Annotated in this window: 24 protein-coding genes; 8 read left to right on the top strand and 16 right to left on the bottom strand. The window is 35.6% G+C overall.

The genetic code is table 11. From position 1 onward, the window contains the following. Positions 1 to 272 precede the first annotated feature (272 nt). From ABH968_RS08740 to ABH968_RS08730, 3 genes are read right to left on the bottom strand one after another with little or no spacing between them, the layout of a single operon-like run. Positions 273 to 770: a CcdC family protein gene (locus tag ABH968_RS08740; RefSeq protein ID WP_370043658.1), complete on the bottom strand. Its 498-nt coding sequence runs from the start codon at positions 768 to 770 to the stop codon at positions 273 to 275. A 22-nt stretch (positions 771 to 792) separates the two neighbouring features. After that, on the bottom strand, positions 793 to 1179 hold the full coding sequence (locus ABH968_RS08735; protein ID WP_370043657.1) for a response regulator: 387 nt from the start codon (positions 1177 to 1179) through the stop codon (positions 793 to 795). 34 nt (positions 1180 to 1213) lie between these two features. Beyond that, positions 1214 to 1924, bottom strand: coding sequence for a cytochrome c biogenesis CcdA family protein (locus ABH968_RS08730; protein WP_370043656.1), 711 nt, complete (start codon positions 1922 to 1924; stop codon positions 1214 to 1216). A 463-nt stretch (positions 1925 to 2387) separates the two neighbouring features. Here ABH968_RS08730 and ABH968_RS08725 point away from each other — a divergent pair, with 463 nt between their 5' ends. The 4 genes from ABH968_RS08725 to ABH968_RS08710 all read left to right on the top strand — a co-directional run bounded on the left by ABH968_RS08725 (position 2388) and on the right by ABH968_RS08710 (position 6149). Next, positions 2388 to 3116: a FadR/GntR family transcriptional regulator gene (locus ABH968_RS08725; protein ID WP_370043655.1), complete on the top strand. Its 729-nt coding sequence runs from the start codon at positions 2388 to 2390 to the stop codon at positions 3114 to 3116. Between the two features lie 157 nt (positions 3117 to 3273). After that, positions 3274 to 3990, top strand: a complete 717-nt coding sequence (locus tag ABH968_RS08720) for a (Fe-S)-binding protein (protein ID WP_370043653.1) — start codon at positions 3274 to 3276, stop codon at positions 3988 to 3990. Positions 3991 to 4005: 15 nt separating this feature from the next. After that, the gene (locus ABH968_RS08715) at positions 4006 to 5436 is read left to right on the top strand and encodes a LutB/LldF family L-lactate oxidation iron-sulfur protein (protein WP_370043651.1); all 1431 of its coding nucleotides are present in this window, start codon (positions 4006 to 4008) and stop codon (positions 5434 to 5436) included. After that, the gene (locus tag ABH968_RS08710; protein WP_370043649.1) at positions 5433 to 6149 is read left to right on the top strand and encodes a LutC/YkgG family protein; all 717 of its coding nucleotides are present in this window, start codon (positions 5433 to 5435) and stop codon (positions 6147 to 6149) included. Before ABH968_RS08715 ends, ABH968_RS08710 begins: the two co-directional genes overlap by 4 nt. Before the next feature lie 225 nt (positions 6150 to 6374). Here ABH968_RS08710 and ABH968_RS08705 read toward each other — a convergent pair whose 3' ends face one another. Further along, positions 6375 to 7661, bottom strand: a complete 1287-nt coding sequence (locus ABH968_RS08705) for an MFS transporter (RefSeq protein WP_370043647.1) — start codon at positions 7659 to 7661, stop codon at positions 6375 to 6377. A 138-nt stretch (positions 7662 to 7799) separates the two neighbouring features. On the opposite strand from ABH968_RS08705, the gene ABH968_RS08700 reads away from it, so the two are divergent. After that, positions 7800 to 9050 (top strand): helix-turn-helix domain-containing protein, encoded by a 1251-nt coding sequence (locus ABH968_RS08700; RefSeq protein WP_370043646.1) that lies wholly within the window; start codon positions 7800 to 7802, stop codon positions 9048 to 9050. Positions 9051 to 9099: 49 nt separating this feature from the next. Here the strand turns inward: ABH968_RS08700 and ABH968_RS08695 are convergent, their stop codons facing one another. The 12 genes from ABH968_RS08695 to ABH968_RS08640 form a co-directional block, all read right to left on the bottom strand. Then, positions 9100 to 11004 (bottom strand): endonuclease MutS2, encoded by a 1905-nt coding sequence (locus tag ABH968_RS08695; RefSeq protein ID WP_370043645.1) that lies wholly within the window; start codon positions 11002 to 11004, stop codon positions 9100 to 9102. Between the two features lie 509 nt (positions 11005 to 11513). After that, positions 11514 to 11753 (bottom strand): hypothetical protein, encoded by a 240-nt coding sequence (locus ABH968_RS08690; protein WP_370043643.1) that lies wholly within the window; start codon positions 11751 to 11753, stop codon positions 11514 to 11516. A 29-nt stretch (positions 11754 to 11782) separates the two neighbouring features. Beyond that, positions 11783 to 12115: a hypothetical protein gene (locus ABH968_RS08685; RefSeq protein ID WP_370043642.1), complete on the bottom strand. Its 333-nt coding sequence runs from the start codon at positions 12113 to 12115 to the stop codon at positions 11783 to 11785. A gap of 562 nt (positions 12116 to 12677) precedes the next feature. Continuing rightward, a complete protein-coding gene (rarD, locus tag ABH968_RS08680; RefSeq protein WP_370043641.1) occupies positions 12678 to 13583 on the bottom strand; it encodes an EamA family transporter RarD in 906 nt (301 codons plus the stop codon). Positions 13584 to 13714: 131 nt separating this feature from the next. Beyond that, positions 13715 to 14248 (bottom strand): hypothetical protein, encoded by a 534-nt coding sequence (locus ABH968_RS08675; protein ID WP_370043640.1) that lies wholly within the window; start codon positions 14246 to 14248, stop codon positions 13715 to 13717. Positions 14249 to 14416: 168 nt separating this feature from the next. Continuing rightward, the gene (locus tag ABH968_RS08670) at positions 14417 to 15589 is read right to left on the bottom strand and encodes a toxic anion resistance protein (RefSeq protein ID WP_370043639.1); all 1173 of its coding nucleotides are present in this window, start codon (positions 15587 to 15589) and stop codon (positions 14417 to 14419) included. A 67-nt stretch (positions 15590 to 15656) separates the two neighbouring features. After that, on the bottom strand, positions 15657 to 15917 hold the full coding sequence (locus tag ABH968_RS08665; RefSeq protein WP_370043637.1) for a hypothetical protein: 261 nt from the start codon (positions 15915 to 15917) through the stop codon (positions 15657 to 15659). A gap of 221 nt (positions 15918 to 16138) precedes the next feature. Further along, positions 16139 to 17389 carry an ABC transporter permease gene (locus ABH968_RS08660; RefSeq protein ID WP_370043636.1) on the bottom strand — a complete coding sequence of 417 codons (1251 nt, stop codon included), beginning with the start codon at positions 17387 to 17389 and terminating at the stop codon, positions 16139 to 16141. Further along, positions 17367 to 18272, bottom strand: a complete 906-nt coding sequence (locus ABH968_RS08655; RefSeq protein WP_370043635.1) for an ABC transporter ATP-binding protein — start codon at positions 18270 to 18272, stop codon at positions 17367 to 17369. Before ABH968_RS08655 ends, ABH968_RS08660 begins: the two co-directional genes overlap by 23 nt. A 12-nt stretch (positions 18273 to 18284) precedes the next feature. Then, on the bottom strand, positions 18285 to 18815 hold the full coding sequence (locus ABH968_RS08650; RefSeq protein WP_370043634.1) for a DUF2812 domain-containing protein: 531 nt from the start codon (positions 18813 to 18815) through the stop codon (positions 18285 to 18287). 230 nt (positions 18816 to 19045) lie between these two features. After that, positions 19046 to 19582 carry a DUF2812 domain-containing protein gene (locus ABH968_RS08645; protein WP_370043633.1) on the bottom strand — a complete coding sequence of 179 codons (537 nt, stop codon included), beginning with the start codon at positions 19580 to 19582 and terminating at the stop codon, positions 19046 to 19048. Continuing rightward, on the bottom strand, positions 19575 to 19898 hold the full coding sequence (locus ABH968_RS08640) for a PadR family transcriptional regulator (protein ID WP_370043632.1): 324 nt from the start codon (positions 19896 to 19898) through the stop codon (positions 19575 to 19577). Before ABH968_RS08640 ends, ABH968_RS08645 begins: the two co-directional genes overlap by 8 nt. Before the next feature lie 303 nt (positions 19899 to 20201). On the opposite strand from ABH968_RS08640, the gene ABH968_RS08635 reads away from it, so the two are divergent. From ABH968_RS08635 to ABH968_RS08625, 3 genes are all read left to right on the top strand, one after another. Then, positions 20202 to 20783 (top strand): TetR/AcrR family transcriptional regulator, encoded by a 582-nt coding sequence (locus ABH968_RS08635; protein WP_370043631.1) that lies wholly within the window; start codon positions 20202 to 20204, stop codon positions 20781 to 20783. 54 nt (positions 20784 to 20837) lie between these two features. After that, a complete protein-coding gene (locus tag ABH968_RS08630; RefSeq protein WP_370043630.1) occupies positions 20838 to 22046 on the top strand; it encodes a YhgE/Pip domain-containing protein in 1209 nt (402 codons plus the stop codon). 462 nt (positions 22047 to 22508) lie between these two features. Further along, positions 22509 to 22679 (top strand): hypothetical protein, encoded by a 171-nt coding sequence (locus tag ABH968_RS08625; RefSeq protein WP_370043629.1) that lies wholly within the window; start codon positions 22509 to 22511, stop codon positions 22677 to 22679. Positions 22680 to 22709: the final 30 nt, after the last annotated feature.

The following is a 22709-nucleotide window of genomic DNA, read 5'->3' as shown; positions in this document are numbered from 1 at the left end:
GCTCTGACTTCTATCCGTCACTTTGGCTCTTCTTTCCGTCGCTTTTGTCTTTCTTTCCGTCGTTTGGACGACTCTTTCCGTCACTCTGGCAATTCGATCCGTCGCTCTGATTTCTATCCGTCACTTTGGCTCTTCCTCTTCCATCCCTCGCTTCTGTCTTTCATTCCGTCGTTCGGACGACTCTATCCATCGCTCGAACTACACTATCCATTAGTCAAACTACGCTCAATAAAAAAACTACACTAGATTAAATCTCTAGTGTAGTCTTCCCATTAAATATTCTTCAGCGGAATTGTTTTTTTGATTTTTATAAATTGAATAAGCATTGCGATTCGCCAAGGAAGTAACATCGCGAACGCTAGAATCCAAAACATTCCTGCTAATTCACCAACGTCAATGGAGCTACTTAATATCATTTTTGCAATTACACGGAACACTAACAGTCCGATTAGTATAAAAACGAATGCTTTTGAACGTTTTAAATAAATATCTTGACCTTTTACTTCAAATTTAGAAGTGGCTATTAAGATTGTCGAAAACACAATGCCGACTGCTACTGCTTCTAGAATTTGCATGGGTGGCACTCGAAATTGTTCGAATAAAAACATTAACGCACCTGAAGACATCGCAATAGGTGGAATGATAATTTTCTTCTCATTTGTCGGTTTCTTAGATGCTCGCATACGTATAACCATGACAAAGGTACCCATAAAAATGGCCATTATGGTCGAACCTATTACATAATAGTGAGAAGGGATATTGCTAAACATAAAAAGTCCTCCTCTAATGTCATTAACAATTTTGTCCAAGTAATTGATCAACTACAGCTCTTAATCTTTCTGGTTCGAAAGGCTTTGTTATAAAATCTTTCGCACCACTTTCAATTGCTTCCACAATTAACTTCTGTTGCCCTAAAGCTGTAATCATAATAATTTTTGCATCTGGAAATTCAGGGATGATTTCTTTTACTGCTGCAATACCTGTCATAACGGGCATTGTTACATCCATCGTTACAAGATCTGGTTGTAACTCACGATACATCGCCACAGCTTCTTTACCATTTGCTGCCTTACCGACTACCTCATAACCCCATTCAGTAAACATATTACTTATTGCAACACGCATAAAGAGCGTATCATCCACTACTAAAACTGTAGGCACATGTTCATCTCCCTCCACGTTAAGGTACGGTATGCCTCTTTAGTTTAGCAGATTAGAAGCCTGTAAATCCACCGAAAATAGGCTCTAAAATGCGTGTTATATACGTTAATCCATCAAAGAATAACAATACACCAACGACAATCATAATATAACCGCCGATTTTCACAATTTTTTGGCTGTGTGTACGAATCCAAGTCATACGTGCTATAAAGAAAGATAACAAGAAGAACGGAATCGCAAAGCCTAAATAATAAGCTAACATATAGCTAAATCCTGCACTTGGATTTGTTCCAGCCAACATGATAATTGACATTAAGATCGGGCCTGTACACGGCGTCCATCCTGCCGCAAAAGCGATTCCGATTAATAGTGATCCCAAATAACCAGATGGTCGGTTTTTAAATTGGAATTTTCGGTCCTTCATTAAAAAGTCAATTTGTAGTAATCCCACAATCATTAATCCAAATACAACGATTAAGATGGCACCAATCTGACGTAATAATGTTTGATAATTAAGGAAAAACTCTTTTGCAAAAGATGCGCCTAGTCCAATCATAATAAAAATAATTGAAAATCCTAGTAAAAAGAAGAGGGTGTGCATAATAGCACGCTTTTGCATCATGCCTCGTTCCGATTTTAGCTCATCTAATGTCATACCTGTTATGTATGATAAAAATGCGGGATATAGCGGTAGGGTACATGGTGAAATAAAGCTTAAAAACCCTGCACCTAAAGCTAAAAATAAGTTAATATCAGTTTCCATATTTTCTCACTCGCTCCTTACAGTTACTGCCTCCATCGTACCAAAAAACACTGTAAATTGCGCCCTTCCTGTTTGTGAACGTTTCATGTCAAAAAGGTGTTTAAAAAGTGAAGTATTATCATATTAGCATACAAATTTATTGTTCAAACTTTAGTACATCAACGTGTATTTGTTCATGTACTTTTGCATTATGCGCCCCCCTTATATTATCTGTCAACAAAATTTATCATTATTCTGCATTCCAAGTTATGTAATTCTAAGCAGATCTACAAGACACTAGCGACAGACCTAGAGCCGTGTGCATTTATTGACAGGGTCCTGTTGTAAAGGCGTTACCTGCAGCTTCTTGTAGAGTTGTAGTACCTGTTTTATTTATATAAAGTATTTTAGTGAGTAAATTTCTTTTCTTCATGTATAATAAAAAACAATAGAACCATTGATAGAGATAAATGGGGTGTAGTCCTTGGAATTAAGAAAAATCAAACCAAAAAAAATATATGAGGAAGTATCCGAAATCCTCTATGAAAAAATTAGAGCTGGCGAGTTGAAGCCGGGTGACCGACTTGATTCAGTAGAACAACTTGCTGAACAATTACAAGTAAGCAGATCTGCCATCCGAGAAGCTCTTTCCGCTTTAAAAGCAATGGGGCTTATTGATATAAAACAAGGTTCAGGTACATTTGTTAAAAGTAATCAATCCAATCAGCTCGATTTCCCCTTATCAACTGCCATTTTAACAAATAAGCAAGATATCTCACATTTGTTAGAAGTACGTAAAATTATCGAAGTAGGTACAGCGGCTAGCGCAGCCATTCATCGAACAGAAGAAGACATACAGTCAATGATGCAAATTTTAGATGAGATGAAACAAGTACAAGGAGATGGAGAGCTAGGAGAAAAAGTGGATTTTCAATTTCACGCTGCCATTTCTGCAGCATCTCAAAACCCCCTACTTACAACTATATTGGACCAGGTTTCAGGTTTAATGATCGAAACGATGAAAGAGACACGCCGTATTTGGTTGTACTCTAAAAAAATTACAAGTGAAAAGCTGTATGATGAACATATGCAAATTTTCCTCGCGATTAAACAGCAAAATGAAGAGCTCGCAAAACATGCTATGACTTCGCATTTAAGTAATGTGGAGAAGGTTTTAATGCAATATTTTGAAACAACTGAATCTATGAAATAACAGCAGCTGCCTAATTAAAAAATAGGCAGCTTTTGAATTTTTTGAAAATTAATAATAAACACCTTTTATTCATCTGAACAGTTGTAGTATTATAAAAACTAAGTCATCAGATGACCTGTTGAATTTCGGGTAATAGAGATGAAAAGGAGCGATTGTCATGAAAGTAACACTTTTTGCTACTTGTTTAGTTGATATGTTTCAAGGTGATGTAGGAAAAGCCGTTGTTGAAGTTCTCGAAAGGCTCGGCTGTGACCTAGACTTTCCTGAAAATCAAATTTGTTGCGGGCAGCCTGCATACAATAGTGGCTATGTAAAAGAATCTAAAAATGCTATGAAAAAAATGATCACAGCTTTTGAACATGCTGAATACGTCGTCTCCCCTTCTGGTTCCTGCGCTTATATGTTTAAGGAATATCCAGAAGTGTTTAAGGGAGATCCTGTTTGGGAGCCAAAAGCGCAAGCATTGGCAGATAAAACATATGAATTTACAGAGTTTATCGTAGATGTATTAAAGGTCGAGGATGTAGGTGCACATTTAGAGGGCAAGGCTACTTATCATACCTCCTGTCATATGACACGTCTACTTGGTGTTACAGATGCACCTTTTAAATTATTAAATCAAGTTAAAGGCTTACAGTATGTAGAACTCCCAGGAAAAGATCGATGTTGTGGATTTGGCGGAACATTTTCAGTAAAAATGGGCAATATTTCAGGAGAAATGGTCAATGAAAAAGTACAAAATGTTGAAGAAACGGGGGCTGACATTTTAATCGGTGCCGATGCTGGTTGCTTAATCAATATTGGCGGCCGAATTAACCGTCAAGGTAAGCCTATTAAAGTCATGCATATTGCGGAAGTATTAAATTGCCACTAGGAGGGGGTAAAAGAAATGTCCATGAAAACAAGTGATGAACGCTTTAACCATCGAGTATCGAAAGAATTAGAAAATACGTTTATGCGCGGAGCTGTGTCAAGCGCACAGGAGCGCTTTCAAACACGTCGGCTAAAACAAGCTGATGAGCTCGGACATTGGGAGGAATGGCGCTCTCACGGAGAAGAAATTCGAAAGCATGTGTTAGCGAACTTAGATTATTACTTATATCAGCTAAGTGAAAACGTCTCTAAAAGAGGTGGACATGTTTACTTTGCGCAAACAGCGAAAGAAGCGACAGACTATATTCAAAGTATCGCTAAAAAGAAAAATGCTGCTAAAATTGTGAAATCAAAATCTATGGTGACAGAGGAAATTGATTTAAACGCTGCTTTAGAAAAGCTCGGGTGTGAGGTCATTGAAACAGATCTTGGAGAGTACATTTTGCAAGTAGATGATCACGAGCCACCCTCTCATATCGTTGCTCCAGCTTTGCATAAAAATAAGGAGCAGATTCGTGACATTTTTAAAGAAAAACAAGGTTATGAGAAAACCGAAAAGCCTGAAGAACTAGCTCTATATGTCCGTGAAAAGTTAAGAAATGAATATTTAACAGCAGACATTGGCATCACAGGCTGTAACTTTGCTATTGCCGAGAGCGGCTCGATTACGCTCGTGACAAATGAAGGGAACGCAGATCTAGTAACAGCCTTGCCGAAAACGCAAATTACGGTAATGGGGATGGAAAGAATTGTTCCTACATTTGAAGAGATGGAAGTGCTAGTAAGCTTATTAACAAGAAGCGCAGTTGGGCAAAAGCTAACAAGCTATATTACTACATTAACGGGGATCAAAGATGAAGGTGACACAGATGGACCAGAGGAATTCCATTTAGTAATCGTCGATAATGGACGTTCTGATATTTTAGGCAGTGAGTTCCAGCCTATTTTACAATGTATTCGCTGTGCAGCCTGTGTTAATGCTTGTCCTGTTTATCGTCATGTTGGTGGGCATGCTTATGGTTCTATCTATTCTGGGCCAGTAGGTGTCGTTCTTTCACCATTATTAGGGGGCTATGAGGATTTTAAAGAGTTACCATATGCCTCCACATTATGTGGTGCCTGCACTGATGCTTGTCCTGTTAAAATACCGTTACATCAGCTTATTCATAGACATCGACAAGTAATTGTTGAAAATGAAGGTAAAGCTCCTGTATCAGAAAAGTTATTAATGAAGGCCTTTGGTTTAGGTGCTTCCTCCCCTACCCTATATAAAATGGCGACAAAAATGGCTTCACCAGCAATGGCTCCATTTACAAAAGATCAGAAAATTTCAAATGGCCCAGGCCCACTAAAAGCATGGACGGAAGCAAGGGATTTTCCAGCCCCAAATAAAGATAATTTCCGCGACTGGTTTAAACACCGCCAAAGAGGAGGCGATGAAAAATGACAGGTACTATTGAAAATAGAGATGTATTTTTATCAAACATTGCGAAACAACTTGGACGTGAACCAAAAACAGAACTTGCACGACCTACATGGCAGTATCAACCACAAGATCGAGTTCTAAAAGAAGCAACAAAAGATGAGTTAGTAGAGGTTTTAGTTGAACAATGCAAAAATATTCATACGGATATTGTCATTTCAAATACAACTAACCTTCCTGCAGATTTACAAAAAGTAGTTAAAAATTATGGAGGTCATTCTGTTATAACATGGAAAGACGAGCGTTTCCAAAGCTATGGCCTATCATCATTGATGACCGAGCAATGGCCTAAAGAAAATATTCAGCTGTATGAATGGAACTCGGAGCAGCAAGAGGAAAATATTCGACAGGCTGAAAAAGCGAACATTGGCATTACAATTAGTGAAATAACATTAGCAGAATCAGGAACTGCTGTACTTTTTAGTGATACGGATAAAGGTAGATCGGTTAGCTTTTTACCAGAGAAGTCTATTATTTTAATTCCTAAAAGCACCATCGTTCCACGAATGACTCAAGCAGCTCGTTGGATTAGCGAAAAGGTCAGAAATGGCGAGCAAATTGCATCCTGCATCAACTTTATAACAGGACCAAGTAATTCTGCAGATATCGAAATGATTCTTATTGTTGGTGTACACGGACCAGTTAAAGCCACTTATATTGTGATTGAGGATCAGTAGATCAATTTCTCCTTGGCTGAATGAAGATAAACCAGGCATACTTCGCGCTGAAGAAATGCCTGGTTTTCTATGTTGCAACTGATAATCTCGCTGATGGATGGTTACGGAATCGCTGATAAAACTACAACTATCGCTGATAAACTCTCACTAATCGCCGATAAAACTGCTATTATCGCTGATAAACCCTCACTAATCGCTGATAAAACAGCGCTTTTCGCCGATACATTAATTTGCTACACTCTCAGCTACTATCTTTTGTTCATAAAACTCTGGATGTGCTTCTTTTAAGACAGATGTTCGTAGCATAACTAGTGATATCGTCACGATAATTACACTCGTGATAAGTAAAATAATCGTTGCTGGGAAAGTATCGTACAAGATGCCGTAAACGACCATACCAATCGGCATCATTGACATTGCCATTGTTTCCATTAATCCTAATACGCGTCCACGGTATTCTTCGGAAATCAGCCTTTGCATATAAACCCCAATTGGCATGTTAATCCCCATTTCAAAAATAGCGAAAATAAAGTAGACTACAATATAAAAGATAACGATGGCTAAATAGGATAAATTCGTTACTAATGGAACAACAGCTAGACCTAAGCTGCTAGCCAACAGCAATAAGCTGACTTTAGAAAAACGTAGTGGCGCCTTAACCTCTTTCCGTGTAGCGAAAACGAGGGAAGCAACAAGCATTCCAAGCGCACCCGAAGCCTCTATAAAACCAAAATGAGTTGATTTTACTTTTAGTAATTCAATAATAATATAGGTCCCCCCAACAACGATGGCAGAGAAAAACAAATTAATCCATAGTGAAAGCCACATTACTGTTTTAACAACTTTTTGTTGCTTAATATAACGAAAGCCGCTAGCAAGCCCAGCCCATATCTTTTCCTTTTCTACAGTCTGTTCTCTTGTACTATAGAGAGTAAAATTCATAGTTGCTTCTAAGCAAAACGCAATCACATAGGCCACTAAATGTACAAGTAAAAATGCTTCCATGGAGAAAAATCCATACATCATTCCCCCGATGACTGGCCCCCCAATTGCTGCAATCGACACTGACATTTGATTGAATGACATTGCTTTCTGTAGGCGTTCTGGATTTACTAGTGTTGCGATAGAGGAAGAAAATGTTACACCTGAAAAGGCTGAGCATATTGTATTAAAAACTGTTGCTATATAAATGGCATAAATCGACAAACCGACTATTTCTGTATAGAGGAGTAACCCACTAACAGTCAATATTGTACCTGCTTGAGCTAATAAAATTGTGCGTTTCTTTGAATAATTATCAGCTACATAACCTGCCAGTGGTGCGACTAATGCTCGAGGCAAAATGGAACATATCATTGTTGTCGCAAAACTCATCGCTGACCCTGTCAATGCCAAAATATATAAACCTATCCCAAACGACAGTACATTAGACCCTAACAACGAGATCATTTTACTGGCTGTAAATGTCCATAAATGATACGTCGCCTTTTTATATTTTGCCGCTTCATTCATCTAAAAATCCCCCTATACTTTAATTAGGTTAAAAAGTTTAATTTAATTAAACAAAATATAACATACCTTCCTCTTTTCACGCAACAAAAAGTTTAATATAATTAAACAAAGGACATGTTTTAATAAGGAGGCAAGGCAGTGGACTCTTTAGGCACACGAATTCGCAAATTAAGGAAGGAACGAAAATTAACATTAGAGGCACTTGCTGGTGATCGTCTAACAAAAGGTATGTTAAGCCAAATTGAAAATGATAAGGCCAAGCCTTCGATGGAAAGTCTTGATTATATAGCGGAACGTTTAGGCGTAAAAGCTAGTGAATTGCTTGAACAAGTAACCCCCTCTTCCATACGTCATCTTTTAGAGCATGTAGAAATTTTATTTGCTGAATTAAAACTTGGTAATACAGATAATGTACAGCAAATTGTAGAGATGATTAAGCCTTATGTAGAAGAGCTTTCGCTTAGTTATGAGGCAGGGCGTTTACTGTATATATATGCAGCAGCACAACATCATGCGAGATTAACGACCTGGGAATCACCGCTTCAACAGGCACGCATTATGTTTAAAGAAATTAATTTACTAAGTCATTGGTTTGAAACCTATATTTTACAGTTGGGCATATTATCGGAAGAACGAAAGTACAAAATGGCTTATTCTTGTATTTTGCATGCGAAAGAAGAAGTTGAGCAGGAAAATTACCAATTAGATTCGAGAGATACTGTGAAAATGGCTTATTATATTAGCGTTTTTCAGTTAGCAATTGGCGAATATGAAGAAGGTAAACAGCTTATATATGAGACCATTACCAATGCACATAAAAATCAATTTTACTCTTATATAGATGATATGTATCGTATTGGGGCGTTTTGTGCCATGATTGACCATGATTTCGAGCAAGTAGAGCATATGCTGAAGAAGCTAGAGCAGTATCGGATTTTTGCCGAACAAATGAGTGTGGATGCTTTGATTTTCGTATTAAGAGCGCATTATTATAACAATTACACGCACGATTATCAGCAGGCACTAGAAGAAATAGAGCGTTTTGGTACACTTATGCATGATAGCTCGGTTATTTTCGAAAAAAACTTTTACTATTCAGAAAAAGGAAAATCCTTATATTTACTAGGTCAATATGAAGAAGCTAAGGAAGCATTTGAACAGTTTACAAACAATCCTCCATTCATCTTACATCCCTTTGACATATTAAGTTTAAATGAGAGCTTTTCCTATAAAGCTCTTTGCTATGCACACTTCGGTGAGTTAACAACAGCCTACGAAATCGCAAAAATGGCCTATATGGATTCTCAGGATTTAATCAATCTGCCCTATAAAGAAAAAATTGAGGAAACATATTATTCAATTAAAGCACAAATTAATTCGGTTCAATAGATAAAAGGGAATGCACATTTAAAAATTTATGTGCATTCCCTTCAGACTTTTAGCTCGATTTATCTCTCTTTATTTCCTTCTGAATCTTGCGAAGAGCTTTTTTCGAACCGCGCTCTATATCATGCTGAAGCTTTCGTTCTTTATAGTCCACAAACAATGTCTCTACATCATATCCTTCAGGGTATAATTCTGTTGCCGGTAGCTCTAATGCCAGACGCTTGACATTTACCTTTATGAATTCTTCCTCATAGAACACAACAATATTATAGAAATTATCCATCTCTTGATAAACAATTCCAACGTCATCATGGTCTAACAGCTTCACACGATCTCCCTTTTTAAAATCATACTTTACTTTTGTTCTCTCTTGCTCAATCTTAGGCTTCTTGATTTTACTATCATTTACTCGCTCTAGTAGGTAATCCTTATTGTCAATATAGCCCTTCGCTCTTTGTAATACAGTTTCACGTATATTCATTTTCTTAGAAATCCATAGGGCGTTACTTTCTCCAGATGTTCCGATCACTAATTTATACAAAGGTTCTAATGTTTCACTATTAAAACGCATAGCCGCATTCATAAAATCACTATGCATTTCAGAGAAACGCTTAATTTCTCCATAGTGAGTAGTTGCCACTGTCATACAGCCCATATGATAGAACTCCTCTAAAATGGAAATCGCCAGTGCTGCTCCTTCATTTGGTTCCGTACCGCTTCCTATTTCATCAAATAGCAAAAGAGTATTATTATTGGATGCCCTCATAATATCTGAAAGATTTTTCATATGGGATGAAAACGTACTAAGTGCATTTTCAATACTTTGATTGTCCCCAATGTCTACAAAAATATGATCAAATACAGCTATTTCAGTACCTTTATCTGCAACAATATGGAAGCCTGACATAGTAGCCAATGTTAACAAGCCAATGGTTTTTAGGACAACGGTTTTACCACCAGCATTCGGTCCTGTAATGATTAAGCTGCGATAGTCTTTACCAATTTCAAAATGAAGTGGCACCGCCTCACCTGTTAACAGTGGATGCTTACAATTAACAAGCTTAATATAGCCATAATCATTTAAGTTCGGTTCTATGCCTCCAATATGCTTGCTAAACTTAGCTTTGGCAAACACCATATCATACTGGCTAATTAACTCCATGTTGATATTGATTTCACGGATATTTTCCATTAGTAGCCCAGATAATGTCGCCAAAATTTGATATTCCTCTACCGCTTCTTCTGCTTTCAAAGTGGCCAATTCCACATTTAATTTAGTTACTGTACTTGGCTCCATAAAGACCGTTGCACCTTTAGACGAAACCTCCACAATTGTCCCTTGCACATGATTTTTATAGGAAGCTTTAATGGGAATCGTGTATCGATCATCCTTTTTACTTATAAAAAATTCCTGGATATATGTTTTATTTGCACTATTATTCAAAAATTTAGTTAAGCGGTCTTTAATTTTTTCCTCTGTTGTTTCAATATGAATTCGGATACGCTTTAACTCTCTACTAGCAGCTGAATCAACACGATTAGCTTTTATAGCAAAGTTAATTTCCTCTTCCACACTTTTAAATTCAGACATCGAATTAGCATAGGATGCAAGTACTGGCGCAAAAAATTCCTTTTCCAGCATAAACTTTTTAATTCTTCTACAGCCTCTTAAAAAGTCTGAGATGCTAACCAATTCACTAGGGTCTAAAATAATTCCCTTTTCAAGTTTTTTAATCGTATTGTCAATATTTGATACCCCTAAAAACGGAACATGACCTTCCGCATCTAAAATTGCTCGTGCCTCTGTCGTTTCATTCAAACGATTTTTAACTACTGTCAAGTTTGGGCTCGGCGTTAATTTATCTAATAACTGTTTACCTAATCCACTGACACAGTATGATTTAACGATTTCCTTCAATTCATTGTATTGTAACTTCTCAAAAGTAGTATGATTCATTTTAAATTCTCCTCACTATGATTTTTCCATAATCATTCATGAAGATACCTACTCATTAGATATCAATGATTTTTTATTCAATTAAAAAAGACAAAAAAGCTGTGGGGATCCCACAGCTTTTTACATTACAAGGCATGTGTAAGAAGCATCGTGAAAAAGACCTCATCAAAATGAAGTACATTCAGAGCATTACACGCTTTATAAAGTATTGTAGGTATCTTCATAGGTATCGAAATAAATCCACGACTAAATAAGGGGTCACTTTATGACACAAATCCCCTGTCGTCATTAAATTTATTTCATTAAGTTGTTCCTATTTAGAACCTACCGCACTCATCAAAAAGCACCTCTCATTAATTTATAATATTCATCATTGTTATCTAATTGATTGACATAATATTACTATATGCTGACAAAAAAGTAAAGTTGCTTATTTTTGTCTAACATGGACTAGCGATTTGCTTATGTTCGTTTTTTCTTTGGATATTCAAAAAATAAGATACAAATTGCTATGATAATTTGTTAATAACAAACAAAAAAACTACAAATAAGCAGCCTAGACCAATCATTATGTAAATTATTTTAGTAACCTCATAAGGTAATTTATCTAACCAAAGTGCTAAAAAGTCCCAAAGAATAGAGCCACTTCCACCAACACCTACATCATCATGTACTTTCGGATTATGTCGGATTCCAAAAATTAAGAAACCTATTCCTAAGATTAACAATACAATACTCATACTTTCCAAAGCATTTTGCCTCTCTAATAGTCTAAAAATTACCTCTTCTTTAAATAAGAATTTAGATGACCTAATCTTTTAAACTTTTTATCGTACGATTTTCTTCTATTTAAATTATCTAGCCAGAAAGTCGCTTTTTCCAAGTCACCATTCTTAATAAAAGCTTTTATAATTTTATTAAAATTGGGGCTGTATCGAAATTCTTCACGCTCTACGATACTCAATCCTTTATGAAAATTATCTGAAGCCTCTTTATACTCCTTTAACTCTGAGTATAATAGCCCGATATAAATATATGCACTTGATATTTCCCTACGAGTCAATGGCTGTTTCAGAGCATTCGTCATTATATCAATCGCTTTATTTTTCATAAGAAAAACATCATATAGATTGGCTTTTCTGACTATACGAATATACTTTCTTGACGCTTTATCTTTTGATGAATTATTTATCTTTATTTCCCCCAGTTACTTTCCCAGCAATATAAACAAAATTGAATCTAAAGCCGTCATCAAATATTTCTTCTCAAGTTGTATTATATAGCTATCCGTTCCATGCACCATCTTCTTCCACATGACTTATTTTTGCACAAAGATAACCAACTATATATTCTCTACTTGTCATTTCTTCAACATCTTGATTAGCAACTAGTTCTTCTATAGCTTCCGAAATAATGTGCCATAATTCTGTGGTTTCATATATGGATGAATCATTTTATTCACTACTTTCTATTTTTGACCGAATTTGTTTTCTTTTTTATTTGACCCCCCTGGAATTCCTTACTGTATAATCTCCCTAGTTTGAATACCAGAAATATATTACCATACATATATTTCATAGTTATATGGCAATTTTTAGGAGGGGTTTTATTACAATCTCCAAAAGGTTAATCCATACAAAAAGGACCTGTAGAAAATTTCTACAAGTCCTTTTTTAGGCAGATTTATGATGTGCTCTTCTCACTTCAATGATTTTCGAACCTGAAAACAGTAGTAAGGCTGCCCAAATAATGCTAAATGCTAATAGCTCTATTTGACTAAACGGTTCTTTGTAAAGCACGATCCCTAAAACTAACACAATCGTTGGGGATACGTATTGAATAAAGCCTAATAAATAGAGTGGAATATTTTGTGCACCTTTTGCAAATAAAATTAATGGCACTGCTGTCACTATACCACTCACAATCATGAGGATGTCTGTTTGCACATCAACATGTAAAAATGAGGCTTGATTCGTTGTAAAAAGGTAAATATAGTAGCCTAATGCAAACGGTAGAATAAATAACGTTTCTATGGCTAGACCTCTTGTCGCATCAAGCGTAATTTTCTTTTTCAAAACACCGTAAATGGCGAAGGATAAAGCAATAAGAAGTGCTACCCATGGGATTGACCCATAATTAATCGTTAAAATAATTACTGCGATAAAGGCAATTCCTGTAGCTGCCCATTGCGCACGACTAAGTGCTTCTTTAAAGAAAATAACCCCAAAAATAACTGACAGTAAAGGATTAATATAATAGCCTAAGCTCGTTTCAATTAAGTGGTTATGAGTAACTGCCCAAATATATAAATACCAGTTCATTGAAATAACAAATGAAGCTCCAGCAAGCTGCCAAAAATGCTTTTGGTGTGACCACAAATATTTTAAGTCTGCGAGAAGATCCTTGCGCATTCCAAATACTATTACTGTTAGTACTGTAAAGACAAAGGACCAAATGACGCGCGATAATAAAATTTCCATACTCGGCACATGCTCAAGCAACTTCCAATAAAGCGGAAACGCCCCCCAAAAAGCATAGGCTAAAAATGCCGACAAAACCCCTTTTTTCTCATTTGACATTGCCTCAAACTCTCCTACTCCGTAAGAATCTATACGACTTTGCGTAATCACCATTTAAAGAATAGACTAATTATAGGACTTTGATTGGAAAGTGTAAATGCCAAATTTTAATAAATTGGTAGTAATGAACGTTACTCTTTATGTTCAGATTCAAGCTCAGAAATATATTTACGCACCATACTATAGCTGATATCAGGATTAATTTGACGTTTAATACGAATATGAATTTCTTTAATACCAACACCCTGCTCTCGCATATCGCGAATCATAGATTTTAACGGTCCAGACAGTGATTCCTTAGATAAAGCAGTATGTTTACTTAATTCAATTAAAAGCACTGTATTTTGTCGGCGAATTTCCTTCAGCTCTTCAACGACACAATTATATTCCATTAACTTTTTTTGCAAGACCGCATTTTGCTGCTTCATTTTTTGCATATCATCTATAAGCTGTACATTTTGTTTTTTAAAATTTTTTTGATCCTGCTCCAAATCATGTTGCTTCTCATCTAAATTTTTATGTAAAGTATGATATAGCTCTTCTATATGCATCAATTCTTGATAGCGACTTTGCGATAACAGCATCAGTGTTTCTGTTATATCAATAGAAAGTGTTCCATCTTTTAACGTTGCACACGATAATGTAGTTGGATTTATTTTGTTCATAGACTTTTCTTCACTCCATCACTAATTAGTTCGTGTAATGGCATAGCTTTGTTTAACATTTTTCCGCTTCCTTTGAAAAAAATTTTCATTGGTCTAATTATCATATTAATTTCTATTTTGTCAATATAAAAAAGCTTCTTGCAAAAAGAGATGCAAGAAGCTTCAAGATTACATTTTTTTCAGTTTTTCGTATTCAAGTTGCAGACGTTCGATACGTTTACGGCCTTCCTCACGATTTCTCGCTGTTTCGGCTTGAATTTGCTTCGTTTCTTGAATACCAGACATAATTGTTTGCCAAGTCGTTTCAATTGTTTCGATTTTAATGCTTGGGCTACCAGCCGCACGCGCGATATTAACACTGTTTTTACTAATATTTTCGGCATTACGTACAAGCATTTCATTCGTACGTCGGTCTAATTCAATCATTGAATCTGAAATAAGCTTTTGGCGCTTTAACGTCACCGCATGAATAAGTCCTTGCTTGAATATAGGAATTGTCGTCACAAACGCAGAGTTAATTTTAGCAATTAAATGGTTATTCCCTTGCTGCATTAATCGAATTTGTGGGGCAGACTGGAATGAAACTTGTTGCGCCATTTCTAAATCATAACGGCGTTGTTCTAGTAAATCTACCGCACGTAGCATCGTTTCGTATTCCATTGCCGCTAATTGATCGCCTGTTTGTGCTTTTTGTTCTAGTGCTGGTAATGATGAACGTACTTCATCTGTTTTCACTTCAATTGCCGCAATAAATTTACTTAAAGTTTGGAAATAGTTTAAGTTTTGATCATATAAGTTTTCAAGATCAATTGTATTACGTTTCATTTCACCTTCGTATTTTTGAACTTCATGGAAAATGACATCCACTTCTTTATTCATGCTGTCATATTTGGATAGAAACTTTTCTAATTGTTCCTTTCCCTTACTGAACAGCTTCGTAAGGAAGCCTCCTTTTTTGTCCTCTGCAAAATCTTGAGGATCAAATTTATCCATTATTCTATTTAAATTATTTAATAATACACTTGATTCCTCAAGCTTACTTGTTTTCATCGTTGCTAGCATTTTATCTGAAAAAGTAGAAATACCATTCGCAGTTTCTTTTCCTAGCTCTAGCATAGCAATTTGGTCTTTGACATCAATTTTTTGTGCTAATGCATGGACCTCAGGATCTTGCTTTAACGCAAGTTGATTTTGAGCAATTTGTGATAGCTCTTGCTCAGAAACAAGTACTGGTTTTTTTGGCTCTTGCTCCACCTGTAATAATGGATTAGGCTGTAATAATGGATTTTCTGATGCGAATGGATCCTTTGATTTTAATAGGTCGTTGTCGAATTCAGACATAAAAGTTTTACCCCCTGCGATTTATCTCTTTTATTTACATACGATTTCAAGCTGAAAAAGTTTCATTTTAGTCAAGCCTTACAAAATAAGAGTCACTATATATATAAGAACCCTCTTGAAGTTCTAGTTGAAAGCTATAATGAGCTGTGTTACTACTATTGACAAAAAGCTTTAAATGCTCACGATTATTTAAGATTTTTGCCAATTCATCACTCATAGGTAGCTGCTGCTCAAGCTTCACAAAGAACTGTTCTTTCTCCTCGTGTGTTGCTAGGCGTTGAATTGGTGATTTTTTTAATAAAGATTCAATCTTTGCTTGAGATAACATAGCTTCACCCTCTTATATAAATTATAGCTTGTTTCATTAGGAAATTCGACTGAATCCACGAAATACTTTACATTGTTTTCTATTATTAGCATATTTGGGTTGCAGACCATAACATGGGCTTGATTTTATGTGTGAAAACAAAGCGACACAACATCATGAAGATTTCCTTGACCATTCAATACTATAAAAAAAGCAGCTACTTTATGTAGCTGCTTTCCACATCATGTTGTCACTTTTAACACGGTTTTAATTTTCTTAATAACGCCACCTGAACTATAAGTTAGCACACTGCGTTTATAGAATGATATGCTGAATAAATAAGCTACAATAATTGTCGCTATTAAAATACCTAGCGATATAAGTGGTACCATTACTCCTATATCAGTAGCCCCGATACGCATCGGCATGACCATTCCTGACGTAAATGGAATATAAGAGAATATCTTAATCAAAATTGTATCTGGATTGCCAATCCCTGAGATCATAACATAGAAACCTATTAATGTAATCATCATGGCTGGCATTAATACTTGACCTGCTTCTTCAACTTTAGACACTAAAGAACCGAATAATGCCCCAACAATTAAATAAAGAATAATTGTTAATAGCAGGAATAGAATTGCATATATCACGTAACTTATCGATAATTCTTTAACAATGCTAGCTGCCATATCCCAAATAACGCCGTTCTTCGCAAATTTTGCATAGATTAGGAAGACAACTGCAATAATACCCATCTGTGTTAATGCGAGTAATAGTACACCAGCAATTTTTGCTTTAAAATGGGTAGCTGGCTTTACACTTACTAGTAGCATTTCCATTGCACGTGAACCTTTTTCAGATGCAATTTCCGTTGTAATCATAGACAGGAATGTAGAAATAAAGAAATAGATTAAAATACCAACTGCATAAGATACCCATAATCCTGATTGTTTTTCTTCTTCGCTTTTACCGTCAGCAGTTTGTTTATTTAAGTTTTTATTAGAAATAATCGTTTTTGCACCAATAATTTGAGTTGCTTGGTCTGGTGTTAGTGATAACTGTTGTACGGTATAATTTTGGCCAGCAAGTTGCAGTATCGAATTTAACGCTGCTTGATCATTTAATTTCAACGGCGTGAAAGTGGCAATTTCAGCATTTAGCTGACCATTTTGATCTGTTATTTTAATGATTGCATCTAGCTTTTCGTCCTTGACCTTTTTCTCTAGCGCCGATATATTTGATTCATTTTGTATAAATTTCATATCGCCATTTGATACAAAGAGACCGCTTAAATCGGCTGTTGTTTCATTGACGATTGCAATTTGTTGTGCATGATCACTGCCTGTAAAAAGCTCTTTAATATCCGACCAGAAAATTGCGACAGACATCCCCAGTATATAAATGCATGTCATTACAACAAAGGATTTTGATTTTAATTTTGATTTGTAAAGCTGTTTCATTAATAAATTAAACTTCGACAATGTTGCCACCTACCTTATCCTTAAAGATCTCATCTAACGATAAGTAATCTAAACTAAATTTTTCAATATATTTACCATTCGAAAGCTGTTCGAAAATGCTTTGCGCAAAGCTCTCATCCTCTAGAGTGAGCACTGTTTGCTCTTTCTCTTCTCGAACATCCTTGACACCTTCTAGTGCCAATAATTGAGTTGTCGACCACTCTGTACGTACTGCTAATCTTGTTTTTCCGTATTGTTTCTTTAAATCTACTAGACTACCTGAGAATAACGAGACTCCACGTTTTAATAGACAAAGATGATCGCATAGTTCCTCTACGTTATCCATTTGGTGACTGGAGAACAAAATCGTCGTACCCTGGTCTTTTAAAAGCAAGATGGCATCCTTTAGTAAATCTTTATTCACGGGATCAAGTCCACTGAATGGTTCGTCTAGAATTAAGAACTGCGGTTTATGAATAAAGCTAGCAATCAGTTGTACTTTTTGCTGATTCCCTTTTGATAAAGTTTCAGCCTTATCTTTCCGTCTATCTTCGAGCTCAAATCGGCTAATCCAGAAGTCAATGTCCTTCTTTAACTCCGACTTTTTCATTCCACGTAGCTCGCCAAAAAAGTGAAGCTGATCCTCTACCTTCATCGTCGGAAAAATGCCTCGCTCCTCTGGTAAATAGCCAAGTATATCACGGTTGATGGCATTAACGGGTTTGCCATCCCATGTAATAGTGCCAGCCGTTGTCTCCTGTAAATCTAAAATCATTCGGAACGTCGTTGTCTTACCGGCTCCGTTTTGTCCAATCAGCCCAAAAATCTCCCCTTTTTTAATAGTAAAGTTAAGATTATCGACCGCTGTGAAATCTTTGTATTTCTTTGTGACACGCTCTAATTGTAATGTCATCTTTTTTCCTCCTTAGCCTTCAAATATATGTAATTCTCGTTGTAGTCCTTTTTTACGTTTTTCAACCTTCAAAATCTGCATACACATAATCATTACGACTACAAAATTTAAGAACGAAACTCCCGTGTTTAAGAATCTTTCTGTTGATTCACCAAGTCCAATATAAAGATTGATAAATCCAATTGATAGATTAAGAAATGTTACTGCTATAAAAAGACGGCTTATTGATTTTAAGTATTTTATTTTTGTAGAACTATCTGAAAATAATTCAAATGGACCTTCAGATTTCTTTTTGCGGTAATAAGCCCATACTCCAAATTTTGAAACAAACTCAATATTCATCGTTTCTAAAAAATCAAAGTAGTCCTGACCTTTACCTTTGACTAGTTCATTGCGATAAATGTATTGTCCAGGTTCCCCTTTTTCAAAAATGAAGTAACCCAACATTGTACGATTTAGATGCCAACCTTGTTCCGCCATTTCATTAACCCACGCTTCTTCTTGTTCATAATCAAGAAAAAAACGATACACTCTTTTTTTCATAAAGTACCACCTCCATTCTATTAATCTTATAAAACTGATACGAACTCCTGGTTAAATATGCGCCTTAAAAGTAGTTTTTATAACTATGCATTTAAATTAATCGATTTTTCTGATTTCCCGGAAAATAATTTTGAAGCAAATACGAAATCCCATACTAATGAAGCTTTCTTATTAAGTACTATAAGCACATTAGTTTATGCAACTATTTTTCAGCCATGCCTTCTCCTATATTAATCTGTAAACAGATACAAATCCTTCTTCAATTTATTGCGCACACGCACAAGTTTTAATAATGGAATAGAAAATAACACGACTACAAGAATATTAGTGATATTCATTGATAATTTAATCCAATCTATTGCCTGTGCTGAAAAAATCCCACTTAGACCAATTACACCTATAATCAAATTTAGAAGGATGAGCGATATTAGCAGAGAAATTTTTTGAGAAAGCTTACTAATTTTATTTTTCTTATCAGAGTAAAGTTCAAAAGGTCCATCATTTGCTGGCTTTCTAAAGAATACGAAATTGCCAGAACGATCTACCTGTTCAATTCCCGAGGACTTTAGAAATTCTAAGTATTCGTCTTCATATGAGGCACCAAATCGCTCCAATTCATCATACCGATAAATATAGCTACTTGGATCCCCACGTTCGAACGTAAAACGTATCCAAGTGAACTTTTTTAAATGCCAACCTTGGCTTGCCATATCGTTAACCCATTTCTCAATATCATAGGGGTTAACGACAAATCGATATTTATCCATTTGTTCCATCCCCCTTTGTTATACGGATGCCATTGTCAAAAAGTTCCCTTAATCTCAAAATTTCGTATTCAATTACTTTTTTTCCACTATCTGTAATGATATATTCCTTCTTTCGTCCATCACCATCTAGCGCCTCAATCCATCCTCGCTCGAGTAATGTTTTGATTGCTCCATATATCGTCCCCGCTCCAAGCCGAACGCGACCATTGCTCATTTCCTCTACCAGTTGCATGATGCCGTAACCATGCCTTGCATCAAATAAAGCTAATAAAATATAATAAACGCCTTCTGTTAATGGCGGATGCTCTTGAGTCATATAATTCCCCCTTTTTATATCGCCAAACAATATATCGTCTAACGATATACTTAAAATATATCAGCAGACGATATAGTTGTCAATACTGTTTTTTCCATAAAAAGTTACTAAAGATTTTCATATACGCAGTGTGACACTATGTTGTTGATTTGATTCACCTTGAGTGATTTTCGTGGCAACCCGAGCAGTTCTTCTTGTCCCCAAACGTTATTTGATTTCCAATGTCTGTTAATATTTTTATTGCATAAGGAATTGCTCTATGCTAGCATGTAAGTAATTACTTGCATGAAAGGAAGAATACTATTGTCAACAAAAAGCACCGCAGAAAGAATCCTTGATGCAGCTTTACAACTCGTTAGTGAGAAGGGCTATACTGCGGCAACAACTAAAGCAATAGCTGATTTAGCTGGGGTCAATGAAGTAACAATTTTTCGCCATTTCGGTAACAAGCGTGGTATTTTGAAAGCCATTATTGAGCAATTTTCCTATTTTCCTCTTTTGCAGGAAGAGATCAATAAAAATGTTACATGGGAATTGGAAACGGATTTACTAAATTTCTCTGTAAAGCATTTTAATTTTTTAATGTCTATTAAGGACTTTGTGATGATTGGCTTTAAGGAAGCGATGCAGTTCCCTGAAATTAATGAAGAGATTGCTAATATCCCTCTCCATATTAAAAATGAGCTAATTCATTATCTGCAGGAAATGCATGAAAGAGGGAAAATTAGAGAGATTGATTTTGAAGCAGCAGCGTTATCCCTTATCGCTGTTAATTTTGGTCATTTTATTTCACGGGCACGTTTAGGAACAATCGTTTCTGATATGCCAACTGAAATATTGTTAAAAACGAGCATTTCAATTTTTTCTAGGGGATTGGCTCCCTAGAAAAAATTTTTCCTTTCGATGCAAGTAAGTACTTACTTATATAGGAGGTCAATAATGAAAGGTTTACAAGCTTTATTTAAAATTCGAGAGACTTATATTGGCATTGTCATTACAATTGCATTTCAGGTAATTTTCTTTTCCGTATGGATGACTGCCTATGATGGTGTAAATGACAGAACAGAAAATTTAAAGATTGGACTAATTAGTGAAGATACTGGGATGGGTCAACAAGTAGTAAATGAAATAAAAGGAAAACTACCTTTTACAATAGAAAATTACACCTCTCTAGACAAAGCTGAGCAAGAATTAAATCAACGTGATATCCATATGATTATTCATATTCCAGGCAACTTTACGAGTCAATTAAAAGCAGGTAAAGAGGCTGAAATTATTTACTCTATCAATCAAGCAAATCCAAGTATCGCCAAAAATATGATGGACGGCGTAGCCAAGCAACTAACTGAGGAAATTAACCATAATATTTATCCTTTACAGCAAGGCAAGACCATTGAGGTATTTTCTCAAAAGTTCTCACAGCTTCCACTAGAGCAAAATACAGCACAACAAATTAACGAAGCCGTTGCTACAACAATTATGAGTTTAAAGGATCATACGATAGGTTCTACTATTATTAAAACGAATAATGTTGAAGAGTTTGCAGCGAATTTTGTGCCATTGATGGTTATTATTTCGTCGTTCGTTGGTGCAATGGTAATGATTATGCAGCATCAGCAGGCTGCACAACTTGTACAAGATTCAATTTCGAAATGGCAATTGTTCCTAGCAAGACAGCTTATTAATATCGGTGTAGCCTTCACCCTACCGCTTTTAACTATTGGCTTAATGCATCTATTTAATATTTCAAGTAAAGCAAACTTTTTAACAGTTTATCTTTTTCAAGCATTAATGTTTTGGGCTTTCCTCTGCTTGGCACAAGCCTTTATTATAATTTTTGGTAATTTGGGTATGATTTTTAATATTTGTGCTCTTTCGATTCAGCTTGTTACTTCAGGTGCTCTTGTTCCACAAGCAATGTTATCTGATTTTTACAATAAACTAGCGTCACTACTTCCAGCTACTTATGGAGCAGATGGCTATTACACAATTATCTTTGGTGGAAGCACAGATAATTTAATGAGTAATAGTAGTTCGTTAGGAATGATCATTGCTGTAACATTGGGCATTTCTGCAATGGCTGTTGCTTTTAGAAGATCAAAAGTAAAAAGAGAAAGTGAGCAAATCTCCCCTGCCACTGTTCAATAATATTGTCAAAAAGCGATGTACTAATGATGAGTTAGTACATCGCTTTTAAAGTTTAATCACAAAGCGGTCATGATATTTTTTAGTATGATGTGGAACTTTAAATAAAGGTGATTTTCGTTCAAGACTAGTCGAAAATTAGAGTCGCCTCCTCCGTTTATATTGTTGCTGTCGCACAGAAATCATTTGTTGCCTGTCGCTATATCAGAACGAAGAATCCAGTAGCTAATAGACTTTTTTCTTATTTTTGGAACTAAAAGTTTAAAGGGATAGCTTTATGCTCTCCCTTTTTGATACCATATTTTTTAATAAGAGAAAGAGCAGGAGGAAAAAGTGCCTCTAAAATTAGTTGTAGGGTTAGGTAGAGCCAACTTATGTTTGGAATCTTCCAACGGATCGATATCACTTAAACTAAAAGAGGCAGGCTCAAAATGAAGTGGACTTTTTAAGTTGGAAGGGAAATGTATGATGAAAAAAATAGAAATTGGTTTGTTTGCAATTGGTATAGTAATGGCGTTAATAGGTATGCCTTATTTATTGGGATATTCAACAAATGAATTTTTAAAGTATCCTTTGTATTTAGGATTGATATTAATGGTTGTCCCTATTCCTATAAAAATATCAAAAAGAAAGTAATTTGAATTAATGAATAGCACCGACAAATGA

This window comes from Lysinibacillus sp. RC79, from assembly GCF_041262405.1.
Lineage (GTDB): Bacteria > Bacillota > Bacilli > Bacillales_A > Planococcaceae > Lysinibacillus.
Note: the sequence above shows the minus strand (reverse complement) of the source record. Positions and strands in the feature narration are given on the sequence as shown.